This is a genomic window from Candidatus Tisiphia endosymbiont of Melanophora roralis (assembly GCF_964026575.1).
Lineage (GTDB): Bacteria > Pseudomonadota > Alphaproteobacteria > Rickettsiales > Rickettsiaceae > Tisiphia.
In genome coordinates this window covers 207,095-220,713 of the sequence record NZ_OZ032161.1, presented here as the reverse complement: position 1 = coordinate 220,713, position 13,619 = coordinate 207,095, and the positions used below count along the sequence as shown (strand labels likewise).

The 13,619-nt window shown below is 31.7% G+C and carries 4 protein-coding genes and 2 pseudogenes; 3 read left to right on the top strand and 3 right to left on the bottom strand.

Annotated elements, in window-relative coordinates:
• Window positions 1–58 precede the first annotated feature (58 nt).
• On the top strand, window positions 59–580 hold the full coding sequence (locus AAGD53_RS01025; RefSeq protein ID WP_341762943.1) for a pyrimidine dimer DNA glycosylase/endonuclease V: 522 nt from the start codon (window positions 59–61) through the stop codon (window positions 578–580).
• Between the two features lie 140 nt (window positions 581–720).
• Here AAGD53_RS01025 and AAGD53_RS01020 read toward each other — a convergent pair whose 3' ends face one another.
• The 3 genes from AAGD53_RS01020 to AAGD53_RS01010 form a co-directional block, all read right to left on the bottom strand.
• Window positions 721–1,107 carry a helix-turn-helix domain-containing protein gene (locus AAGD53_RS01020; RefSeq protein ID WP_341763374.1) on the bottom strand — a complete coding sequence of 129 codons (387 nt, stop codon included), beginning with the start codon at window positions 1,105–1,107 and terminating at the stop codon, window positions 721–723.
• A 288-nt stretch (window positions 1,108–1,395) separates the two neighbouring features.
• Window positions 1,396–3,615, bottom strand: a complete 2,220-nt coding sequence (locus AAGD53_RS01015; protein ID WP_341762942.1) for a tetratricopeptide repeat protein — start codon at window positions 3,613–3,615, stop codon at window positions 1,396–1,398.
• 218 nt (window positions 3,616–3,833) lie between these two features.
• On the bottom strand, window positions 3,834–11,321 hold the full coding sequence (locus AAGD53_RS01010) for a MobA/MobL family protein (RefSeq protein WP_341762941.1): 7,488 nt from the start codon (window positions 11,319–11,321) through the stop codon (window positions 3,834–3,836).
• A gap of 967 nt (window positions 11,322–12,288) precedes the next feature.
• Here AAGD53_RS01010 and AAGD53_RS07705 point away from each other — a divergent pair.
• Both AAGD53_RS07705 and AAGD53_RS00990 read left to right on the top strand, forming a co-directional pair.
• Window positions 12,289–13,050: pseudogene (locus AAGD53_RS07705) on the top strand (IS5 family transposase).
• Window positions 13,051–13,307: 257 nt separating this feature from the next.
• Window positions 13,308–13,610 (top strand): annotated as a pseudogene (locus AAGD53_RS00990) (MobA/MobL family protein); the annotation flags it as partial.
• Between the last annotated feature and the right edge of the window lie 9 nt (window positions 13,611–13,619).

Below are 13,619 nucleotides of genomic sequence, written 5' to 3'. Positions count from 1 at the left end.
ACCAAATTCGATATGAAAATGGTAGATTAAATTAAAGAAATTGAGTATAATTCATATTATGAACATTTTTATTACTAATATTTGTCCAATATTATCAGCACAGGCACTTGATAATAAACGAGTCCTAAAAATGATAGTTGAGTCTGCTCAATTACTTAGTACTGCTATTTTCTGCAATAGTCAAATTGTATATCCTGATATTTATAAACCTACCCATTTGAAACACCCTTGTACTATTTGGGCATCTTCAAATAGAAATAACTGGTTTTGGCTTTCTGAACATCTTATAGCTCTTTGTCATGAATATACACATCGTTATCATAAGAAACATAAAACTCAACAATTAATCAGCAACTTACTTAAATATTCTTCGCATTTAATCGACGATAATAATATGACACCATTCGTCAATTGCACTAAATCAGACTATTTACAAATTGATTTTTCTAATCACTCTAATACTTTTAAAGCATATCAGCAATACTTAACTGTAAAATGGAATAACGATATAATAAAACCAAAATGGACAAATCGTTCTATTCCAAAGTGGTATACTCAGGAATATATTCAAAATTATTAACTGATGTTACGCAGCTAACCATTTTCGCCTTTACACTGCCTAATTTTATAAAAATACTTAGTTGTTGTAAATCTTGTGTCTGTTTACTGTTTTCTCTTATTCCATATCTTGTTTTTCAAGCACTATTACTAATTATAAATTTATGATGTTTCAACTTCTTTAGTAATTAAAGATCGTATCAATGCATTAACCGCTTGCTGCTGCTCTGAACTACGAATTTTCATAAAATTCTTTGAAACCTCTATGTACATATGCTGATTTTCAACAAATACTGGCTGTACAGTATCAGCATCTTCTAAATCTTTATAAAAATACTCTATATTTTTATCTAGTGCTTTAGCAATAAGAACTAAGCTACCTATTGATATTCTATTAATGCCTCTTTCGTATTTTTGTAACTGCTGCCCTGTTACTTCTACTATATCCGCCAGTTGTTGTCGTGACAATCCTTTAGCAAGTCTTAGAGAATAAATCTTTTCTCCAATAAGTTGATCGATCTTATGTAAATAGTCATTTCTTCTTGCTATCATTTTTTTAACATTGATGGTATCATATCTTAAAAGCCTTCATTATACTCTTCAAGTTTTCTAAAATTATGTTATGATAAGTTACTTAACGTGTCAATAATTTAATTTATTATTATAAAAGTAACCTTATTTTTACCTTTGATATATAACTAATTTGTTGTTTGTCAAAATTCTTCCAAATTTATAATCGTAATTGGGGTAAGGCTAAAAATAGCAACCCATCTTTAGTAAGTTGTTTAAAACCTGTTCCTTGTCCTAGGTCTATATAAATCACACAGCTTGATCTCCTTAATGATTTTTGGACCACAAATCCATGTTATATTGTTTGCAATATTCAAACATATCAACTGTGTTAGGATGGTGTATACCAAACTCCTTAATTTGTGGCTTGCCAAAGAATTTATAATTATATAAATCTTTGCTTTTACAGGCAGCTTTTGCCCCTTTGTTATATAATTCACTTACTTGAGCAACATTTTTACTTCTATTTCCATATAAATAATGATATATAATAAAAGATTTTTTATAAGATTCTATAGCTTGCTTAAGCCTATCTTGGGCAAACAAAATATCACCTTGTACTACATAACTAGCTGCTAAATCAGAATTTTTAGAATAATTTATGTTCTCCGAATTGTTGTTTTCCTCTGCTAACAATATAGCCTTATTAATGTATTCAGAAGCTTTATCTATTTTACCTAAACCTAATTCACTTCTTGCCATTTCTGTATAAATATCTGCAAATATTTCATGATCTTCATGCTTTATGGGCTTACGCATATCATATAACTGTTGAGCTTGAGCATAAGCTTCTTGATATCTACCAAGACAATTCAGTACCATTGCTCTATAAATATAAGTTCTGCTAAGGTATAAGTCATTAGCATGGAATCCATTTTCTATAAGAAGTTCAATACTTTGATCTCTATATTCTAAAGCTTCGTTATATTTCCCTTGTGTATAAAATAAGTAAGCCTTTAAAAAATATATTGTATATATATGTTCTACTTCTTGTGTTGCTAATTTTTCAATCTTTTTAAGTAATTCTTCAGCCAATTTTATCTCACCTATCTCTATATACGTTATACATATTTGATGAATTAAATTAAATATTAGAGCATCCTTGCCTTCATCATTATCAAGTGTATATAAAACTTCTAATGATTTAGTAAAATAAGAAATCGCTGTTTCAAAATCTTTTTTTAACCCATTATAGATTCCTATTGCCCCTAAATATCTACTGTAATAAAATTTGTAATTCTCAGGCATTTGCCATAATTTAATTTGTTGATTTTTTTGATTAAACCAATCAACCATTTGCTGGATTTTGCTATTATCACCAACGTTTATATATAAAGACAATAACTCACTTCTTAATTTAAGCATTGCATATAAATCTATATTGTATTTTTCAGAATTATTTAAAAGAATAGTTAAATTCCCGAGTATAGTATTTGCCGTCATCCAGGCGTATTGTAAATGTCTAGTTTTTGATTTTGGAAGTTTAGTAATAATATTTTCTAAATATATTTTATTATTATCACCATTTAGTTCTATTATTTTATTGCTAACTATGTCATGCATCTCAAAAACAGGGTTATCTTCGTTAGAGTCAATATTGCTAATTAGCATGAATTTGGATAATTGATATATATCGTCATTAAGGGTATCCGGATTATCAGTGATGGTAGTAAGTAATTGTTTTGAAAAACTTTGATTGTTCAATAAAGCTATTTTATTCAGCAACTTTATTGCACTTGGTTTTAATTGTTGAATAACCATATTAATATTTGTTGCTATTTTATCAGTCGCTTGATAAATTTTCTTTTTATATTCCTCTTTATCTAAACCTTTAATTTTATTAAGCAATTGAGTTCCTTGCACTATCAATATTGGGTAACCACTAAAAGATTGCGTTAAAAATTCGATACTATTATTATCCTTGTTGTCTAATAAGTTATTAGCTAAAGCTACAATAGTAGGTCTATCAAGTAGGGTCATTGCTATAATATTAGGTAACTTTTCATTATCTTGCGAACAAAACGCGACATGACCATTATGTTCCCAATCAATTAAATCCTGTACTTTTTTATTTTCATTAACTTTTAAATTATCAAACACCAATAACCACTTATTAGTAGAAGTTAAATATGATATTACTTCTTTTTTTGCTAAAGCAACTTCTTCAGATATATTAGTTTTTCTAGTGCTATTTAGCTGCTTAGCTAACTTAACAAATTGTTCGTTCAAATCAAGGTTACAATCAAAAAACCAAATAAGATCATAATTATTTTCATAAGCATACATCCTAGATAGCTGAGTCTTGCCTATTCCGCTAGTACCTACTAAACTTGTTTGTTTATATTTACTTAAATTGCCCTTAATAGTCTTAAGTTGTTGCTCATGGTTGACAAAATAACTAACTGGAGTGATTAAATTAGATACTTGTTCTTGAGCAAAAGTATTACTATAAATAATTAGTAAAAATAATGTTAAAAATTTTTTCATACACTGAGCTTCTGCATATATCTTTTATTTGACTATACCTAATTTTTCTACCATTTACAACAGATGCGATAGCATCCCCCAAGACATCGATTTAGTAAACATTTTCAATGCTTCAAAATAAGATAATAAAACGTCTTATCTTTTAGTAATGTAGTATACCTCTCCTACTTCAAGAGTTGTGTTCACAACTCTTGAAGTAGGAGTTATTTACATCTTCATTATATTATTTTTTCCCGTGTTAGCTCTGATTGTTTTTGCTGATCTAGCTGTTGTTTTTGTCTATATATCTCTGTTAATCTTTTTTCTATTTCTGTATTCTTCAAATAAGGAGCAATTAGCTTATCATTCATCCTATATTCTAAATAAGATTTTGCATCATAAGTATTATTGTTAATTTTTATCATCCCATGTTCTTTAAGCTCTTGTATTTCAGGACTCAATTCTTTTAGTACATGTGCTTGACGTTCTTTATATAATTGCCTTGTTAGCACAGCTACTTGCTTTGTATCTTTTATTCCTTCCACTAGCATTATTTCAAAATCAGCCCCTCTTATATAAGGCTTTATTTCCTGATTATTCATTAAGTCATTTAAATAACTTTGTACGGTCTTAAATTGTTGCTTATTTTCTTTAATTAATATCCCTTGTTCTTTTATTATTTTTATATCTTGTTCAATTTGCTTCTTACAATGTTGTTGACTAAATTTAAACATTAATGGTGCTACTCTATCCTTTAACTCTGAAGTATTTCGTTTTAATTCCCTAATTAACAGTTCTTCTTCCCATATATTATGCTTTGCTATATATAAACTATCCCTTTTAATATTCTCTAATAGATCAGGCTGGCAGTCATACACTCTCCTTTTATCATTGATGCTCTCTTCTTCCATTTCTTCTGATATACGATAAGTTAAACTTTGATAGTCCTTACCCATCTTTAAACTTAAGTCCCTCTCTTGCTCTAGGCTATTCAGTAATCCATTAACTTGTTGTAATTCTTGCCGTTCCTTCTCTATTTTATTAAATTGTGGAATTATCCAATCTCTAAAACTATCGACCCGTATTTTATCTACCGCCTTTACCATATCGTTATATTTTAATGGCTTTATTTGATGCTTTAGATCCTCTACATTGAACTTATCATTAAATTTTTGTATTTCATCTATCCTATCCTTATACACTTCAAGTACTATTTTTAACTCTCTATTTTTATTATCATTAATGCTAACAATTTCTTTAAATGCTTGCCCTAAGCCTTTTTCCTCCCCTATCTTGATAATGTCACTTAAACTATCTGCACTATATGTTTTTAGTTCTTCTAACTCTGAAGTCCATTTATTGATCAATTCATTATTTATCAATCTAGGGTTTTGTCCTTTATATTTCTCTATTATCTCCTCTATTCTTCTCTCATAACTATTATTCTTAGCCAGTTTTATTTGAACTTTTTGCTGTAGTTTTTGTATGTAAGTTAGATCTTTTTCTACTAAACTTTGCCACCATTTACTACTACAAAGATTATCATATATTTTACTAGATATTTTTACTTTATCATCGTAATCTAGTTTATTACTTGTTTGATTTCTCGCTTGCCTTATTTGATAAGTTTTAATTTGCTGATATACTGTTTGCTCTATGGCTCTTTGGTAAGCTTTAATTATTTTACCCTTTATCCCACTTAATTGTTCTTGATGTAGCAAGCTTACATCTCTGACCATAATATGATATAGTTCTACCCTATCAGCACCATAAGATTCTAAACTTGCAATGTGAGATTGATAATGATCGTCATAACCGAAACTACGACCACTACTGTCATAACTTAAAGTTCTTTGTTTTTGCTCGTATTCATGTTGCAGTTCTGCTATTAATTTCGGTAATTCTAGACACTCTTTATCTTTGATTTCGCTATTCACGGCTATAGCAACTAGTGTATCTCGGTATAAACTATCTTGTAATCCTAAAAACTCATGTTTACTCCCATCTTTTTTGGTAGTTTCAGCATATTTCACGTAATAGTTAGCTTCTGATGAGGTAAGCTTCTCTTGCCAGCTGACTTCTTTTGCAGCTTCTTGTCTTATGTGTTCTGTGGCAAATATAGTACCGCTACTTCTAGCTTGCCACAATATTCTTTCTCCTATTGCTCGTTCTTTCTGTGGTAGTAATTGTTGTAGTCTTGCAGCCATAGACTGACTATAAGATAAGGAACTATTTTGTTGCTGACAATTTATGATAGCTTCCCTGATATTGTCTATATTGCAACCTACTGGTAATTGGTCAGCCAAGTCCCATTTCTCTAGTAAGATGTCGGTATGGATAGTACCATTAAACTCTAGTTGACTTGGGTCAATGATAGTTACATTGCCAATATGACCATTAGCCTCATTAATCATGTGGCATATTGTTCTAGCCGCTTTGATGCCGGCTTGATCATGATCAGGCCAAATAACTACTCTTCTACCTCGCAATTGCTGCCAATTTGCTTTATCTGCCGAATTACTACCACCCAACCAAGATAGTACAATATATTCGGGCAGTAATTCTTGGGCTTTATCACAGGTCCTCTCACCTTCCACTATTAATATAGTAGTATTTAATTTACTCTTCTGCTCATCTGTTATTTTCTCTATATGATAGATCGGTTTATAACCATTATCACTAAAACCCTTTAACCGCCAAGCTTCTTTATTTAATGATTCATTTTGGCAATAGCTCACTGGTAGTACTTGCTTCGTTCCATCTTGGTTACTTATCAGTCTAACCGTTAAACCTATTAGCTGGCTCTTATCATTTCTGTAATAATAGATGCCTGCAATAGTATTACTTTTCAGTATACCAGCCAAGTGAATATTAGGATCGAATTTAGGTGCAGATTCAGGGACGTAAGGCTGTGCATACCATTCATTGATTGGTTGTGTCACTATCTTTTCATATCCATCACTTTCTTGTAGTTGCTTATTGCTGCTGTAGTTATCATTATGATAATTATTTGCTCTAGCCCTAATACCAGATATCGAGGCTACTTGCTCTAATGCTTCTAATTTGCTGCAGTTAAGAGCCTTCTGAACAAAAGAAAATATATTGCCTCCCTCTCCTGTACTATGACGAATCCATAATCCTTTCCTTAAATTCATACTCAAACTGCCAAGGCTAATCTCAGCACCACTCCTTTTAAAATTTTTGCCATCACTATTAATCCTTCTAGCATAGCTTTCAAAAATATTACGATAATTATATTCACTCAAACTTTGGATAACTTCATTGAAGTCTAATCTCTCATTCCTAGCTGCATTAATGCTATCATATTTGTTAGTTTCTAGTCTAACTTTACCGTCTCTTACTTCCTCTATTTTGTTGCTAGTTATTTCTTTCTGATCTTCACCTTGAATATCAGCCGAGATGGATATGGCTAATTTAGCTAGTTCTGCATCATTAATATAGTTATAATATTCATAAATAAGCCCTTGTAGATCATCTTCTTTTGCTAGTGCTGCCAAATTTTCTATAGTTAGTTTTCCCTCCTTTTGTAAAAGGTAAAGCTGATCCAAAAAGCTCTGTTCATATTTATTAGGCAAACTAGCAGTTAACGACGTTATTTCTGCTGATAAGCTCTCAAGTAACTTCAGATAGTTTCCTGTTGTTAGTTTATTTTGTAGTTCTTGTGCTTTAATTACACCTTGCTCATAATTTCTGAACCTTTTAGCTATGACCTCAAAATTGTTAATAGCATCTTTCCGACGCTGGCTAATACCCAAAATGTTACCAAAGCCAATACCTCTAAAATTACCCAGTAATTTAGGATTTTTCTTTACTTTAGAAATGGTATCTGCTAATTGCTCATACCGGCATTCTACTAACAAATCTTGCCATTTCTGCAGTATTTTTGATACAGGAGTTTTATATATACGACTTAAGAATTCAGGGAATAATTTTTCCCGATAAGTAATTATTTCTGCTAGTTCTTTTTTTATCTCTTGATGCTCTATACTAGTCTTTTCTAATAGTTCAGTTCTCTCTGTTAGTAACAGCTTGGTTTCAGTAATAAATTCATTGAGATTAGCCAAATTAGTGGTAAAGATATTTATCAAGTTTGTATTATTTAAGGAGTCGGTACTATCATTTTGGGTGGAATGCAAACCATGACAAATCTCCACCATTTGTCCCCAATGATTATTTGTAATTAATGTTGCTCCTTGATTGATGTTGTTCAAGAAGTATTTATAAGTTGAATAGCCGGCATGTTTTTGGATTGTCTGATAATTTAAATTAAGCTGGATAAGTCTATCACCCATCCTTACTTGATCCTTAACATCGCTACCTCCTGCATCTTTAATACTGACACTACCATGATAATTATCACAAATAATTTTAGCATGTTCTTGCAACTTTGCCTTTGCTTCTTGTAGTTCCTTATAGATAGTTTCTAGTTCCTCCCTATCATACTCTGACAGATATTGCCAAATAAGCTGATTACGCTTCTCTTTTGATAATGTTGCCCATAATATTTTTTTACTACTAATATCTTTACTATCAATCTTTTCATCAACCTCTCTATTAAACATTAAATCATACGGGTCTATAATAATTTCTCTAACATTCTGTATCTCGACATTAGCACTTTGCTTAAATAGCACACATAGTCCAACTAGTTTAATAGGCATTTCTTGACGCTCTCGCCATTCTTGCATCTTACCACGTAAATCAAATACTTCTCGTCTAGAGTCTAAATAATTCTTAATTACTTGTTGATTAGGGGTTAAATTATCAAGCTTACGGTAATCAATTGCTAAATTATTATCTACTCTTCTACTGACCCCTAACATTAAACCAATATACCAAGTAGGTATTTCTTCCCTAACTAACTTTGAATCTTTTCCACCTGATAGCTTATAGGTATATGATTCTATACTAAACCGTTCCCGTCCTTTTGCCGCATCCTCTTCCACTCTTCTATAAACTATATCTTCTAATACATCTCTAGCTCCATACAGTTTTACCTCATATCTAAACCTACTCATCAACACATTAAATGCTTCATAACCCATAATAGCTTCATGGTATATTTTCATATAGTCCACTGTCTCACCTTCTAGCTTATATCCAGTAACTGCATAACCATATTGAAATTGAACAGGATATAGTGGGTCAGATGTATCAATCTTGACTATCTTCTTACTGCCATCAGCTTTATGTACTAGCAACTGCACGCAGCCATGACCAAACTTATTGGGATTATTAAAATCTATAACTGTTGCTACCTCGCCATTTAGCACTCCATTAAACCCCTTGTATTCTGCCTTGTTACTGGTAAAAACTATTTGCTCACCTCGCAACAATTCTATCATCTCATAGCCAGATTTAAAATTACCACTCAGTCCCTTTAAAATACCAGCCTGTTTTAACTTCTCTCTAACTTGTATGTTAAAATAATTCACAGCCACATTAGTATAAGCACCTATTACTATCGACCTAATCGATACTAAATCATCTCTAGCTAAATTCTTGGCTTGCTCTAAATACTCATTAATATAATCTGTTACTAACGCTTCTTTAGTTACTTGTACATTGTCATAAATATTAAATACTCCAAGCCCTTGATAAATCTCTAATGCTTTTTCTATCTTATAAAGACCCATTAGCTTGGTAGCTTCCCTTTGTAGTCTCATAGTCCAGTCGTCTTGGTGTTTATGACGCATCACTTCAGTTAATGTACTTACCTTTGCAACAGTACAAATCTTCTTAAAAGCCCCAGCCATACCAACTGCAGCAAACTGATTATTATCACCCACTATTATCGCTTTTGACCCTGACTTTAATACTGTACTTAGTAAATAGTCCATATTTGCCAACTCGACCATATTAGCTTCATCTATGATTAATATGGTCTTATCATCTAACTCTCCACTAATATTTTGATACAAACTCAAACTAGTCTCTATTCTGCCTTGATGTTGATATTCTATTTCCTTATAATAATCAGAACGCAGCATTAACTCAAACGTTTGTCCCTTAGCTTCTTGCCATTCTTTACGCAGTAGTGCTGTATTCTTTGATTCAATACCCGTACTACTTGCTAGAATTTGTGCAGCGGTACTACTTGGGGCTGTTCCTATTACCCTGTAACCCGCCTTGTTATATTGACATACTATCTCCCGCATGACAAAAGTCTTACCAGTTCCAGGATATCCTTCTAATACGCTGATATCTTTACCATTGACAATTTCTCTTACTGCCTTACGTTGCTCATTTGTTAAAGGCTCGCATTGTTTATCAATTAACTCTATCTTTAGCCCTGTTTTGTTGTTTACTATTTCCTGCACAGCAATACCAACTTGTCGAATAGTGGCAATTAATTTCTTCCCTATAGAAATCTTATCTATTGCTCTATCATCAATAGACAGATTATGTTTCTCACTATGCTGTAACTCCTCTACTATCCCAATAAATCTTTGCTCTAACTCTACCCTTTTGGTTAATGCGTATAAGGTACGACCTTTTAAATCACTAGGATTTATTAAACTAATCTTATCAGACGCCAGCAATTTACTATAGAGCAACATAAATTCAGTAGAATATTCTTGATTCAACAGTTCTATATCTGATAATACTGGACTATTATTATCAGTAACACTATTATCACTGCTATTGTCAACGCTACTAATAGTAGCAATATTAATAGTATCTTCCGTACTAGGTACGCCGCTATCTTGCTTACTACTAGGCTCTGTTACAATAGTTGTATCTATAGCAATATCTTCCTGAATATTCTTTTGTACTAATTGCTTGCTTAGCTCTCTTAAATTTTGTTGAAATTTTTGCTTATCAATACTACCATTTGCACTATTTCCCATTTGTTTTTCTGCTTGACCTAGCTCCAAATCTATAGCTAACGTATCGGCTAATGCTATAGCAATTTCTTCCTTAGTAAAAACTGGCTTGTTAATTGATAATTTCTGAAAAACTAATTCTATATCTTCTCTAATCTTTGCGGCATTTTCTTTTAGTATTTGTTCATTTATTAACCTTAATTTTGAGTCTTGTATATAATGTGCTGTTCCTTCATGGATAGTCGGTATTAAATCAATTCCTCTTGCTTTATGCGATAAATGTGATACCTTAGCTAAATGACCATATTTTTCTAAATATTGGTTGATGAAATAGGCTACATTTTCTCGATAATAATATAAAAAATTTCTTCTTCCCCAATCACGTCCTTTTTCACCAAAAATTACTTCACCATTTTCTAAACGTAGTAGTTTTCTAGTAGTCATCTGAATGTGGACATGAGGATTATTTGGATTGTCATAATGAATGTTTATATCTGCTATCATGCCATGGCTAACTAGGCACTCAGAAGCAAAGTGTTCGGTAAGTTCAGTATTCTGTTGTTGAGTTAATTCTTTTGGTAAGGCTATGGTTAGCTTTCTAGCGGTTTCAGCATTTTTTCTTGTTTCGCTACTTTCTGCTCTATTCCATAATTCTTGTCTATCATACACCCAACTAGGAGAACCCTCTGGGGCTAGAATTACGCTATGAACAAGTCCTTTCTTGCTGCTAAAATTATAGGTAACAGTACGTTTTTCTCCTGTTTTACGGTCAGTTGTAAAAAATTGCAATTTACTTCTTGAAATATAGCTACTTGCTGCAACTGCATTTTGTCCTTTGCTTCTTCGTACTTCTGATTTATTACAGTGATATATTGCCATTGCTATTACCGCTATAAGCTATAAGTTTTGGGTAATAGCAATGACAAGAACTGAATCTTTGAGCACAGGCAAACTAGGTTTACCTAGTTTGCCCAAGTGCGGGGTAGAGGGATTGCAAAAGTAAATGCTAAAACCTAACTTGTAACTACATAGTTTATTTTATTGGCAAGCTTTATATAGGCAGCAGAATGCTCCTTAAGTGGGTTGTTTAGGTAGGATAGGTGGGTGAAGAAAAGAGAGGTAAAAAAAAAAGAAATGGTTTATCTAAAAAATAGTTATAGGTAGAAAAATTAATTGATTGTAAAATAAACGAACGGTATAAATATAAGCAAAAGTAGCTATAATTTTATTGAACTGCTAGTAAGTTAAACGTACTACAAATTACTTTATTAAAAGTAAGCTTTTTGTAAAAATAACTCAAACGTGAAAATTGGTTAGGAAATTTAAGAAGAATACTTCTTTGTTTAAAAAGGCAAAAAATTACAGATATATTGGGAATATTTAATATTTTTGTAATAATATAAAACTGCTTGACATAGGTAGATTGAACTAGTAAAAGGCTACTTTGGGTGGGTTATTTTAGATTTTGTACCTGAAATTTGGTAAAGTAACGCGAGTTGCCAATTAATTATACAGGTAAACCCTTATTTAAGGCGGTTTACAAGTAGGAGTTGTAGTTAAAATGTTTGTTAAAATTAGCTATATTTTAAAATATAGCTAATTTTGAGCCTTTTTATGCTATAAGTTACCTTCAAAGGCTTGATAAAATTCAGCTTTGTGGTTAGCAATTAATTGGCAACTCGCGTTAAAGTAAATAGTCAATCCTTCAAAAGTCTAAAAACACAACATCTACTATATTTAAACGCAAAAGGTGTCATTCCCGCGAAGGCAGGAATCTATAATAGACTTCTTTCGAAACTAGACAATGATGTAGAATGGTGTTATAAATATCTAATGTGAAGTAATAATGAAATTCGATCAGCTTAAAGAGTTAGAGGATGAAAAATTTCGTCGATTAACAGGAGTAAGGAAGGGAACATTCTCAAAGATGGTGGATATTTTGAGGCAAGCTGATGGTCTTAGAATACCTTAGAGAATACCGTACTTATTTCCATATAGGTCAGAACTATGGGATTAGTGAAAGTTCAGCATATAAAGCTGTTAAATGGGTAGAAGACACCCTAGTTAAACACCCAAACTTTGCTCTTCCAGGTCGTAAAGCTCTAATGAAGAGTGATATGAATTATGAAGTAGTCTTGATTGATGCTACTGAGAGTCCTATAGAAAGACCTAAAAAAACAAAAATTCTATTATTCAGGAAAGAAGAAAAGGCATACACTAAAAACTCAAATAGTGGTAGACAAGAAAACACACCAAGTAATATGTACAGATTTTTCTAACGGTAAAAAACATGACTTTTAGATTATTTAAGGAATCCAAAATTCTTATCCATCCTAAGGTTAAAACGATTACTGATACAGGATATCAAGGTATACAAAAAATTCACAATAATTCTGAATTACCAAAGAAAAAAAGCAAGAAAAATCCTTTAACTAAAAATGATAAAAAGAATAATCGTAGATTAGCAGGAGAAAGAGTTGTGAATGAAAAGGTTATTGGTATGCTAAAACGGTTTAAAATTATTGCTGACAAATATCGAAATAGACGTAAAAGATTTGGTCTTAGATTTAATTTGATTTCTGGCATTTATAATTTTGAACTACGTTAACCACTTTCGAAAGAGGTCTATTGAAAAAAGTAGATGTATGGTTGCGATGATATAGAAATCCATCGAGAAGCGTAATGGTCAAGATCAAGAAATATCATATTAGAGAAGAGTTATTAACCTAGCATTTAAAAACTAACACAATATACAAATTTAAAAGTTTGTTTTTTCTTTTTGCTGGTTCATCTGCTCAAAATTCAGTGGATGATTTTTACATTGCATAGTAATGTTGGATTGAGAATTATTAGAATTGGTAAATTATGGCGATACAGTTTGCTAGGATAGAAATAGTAGGGAGAAGCTCAGGAGGAAATAGCTGTTGTAAAGCGGCTTATAATGCTAGGATGATTATCAAAGATGAGCAAACTAACATTATTTATAATTTTGCTCATAAGGGAGATAATGTTTACCATACTGTTTTATTACCTGATTATGTCGATACAAAATTTAAAGACCCCAAAATCTTGATGAATGAGGTAGAGCGTCTAGAGAGAAGAAAGAACAGCCAGTTATTAAAAGATATTGTTGTTGCCCTGCCTGATGATAAAGAGCTAGGTCTATCATAAAATCAG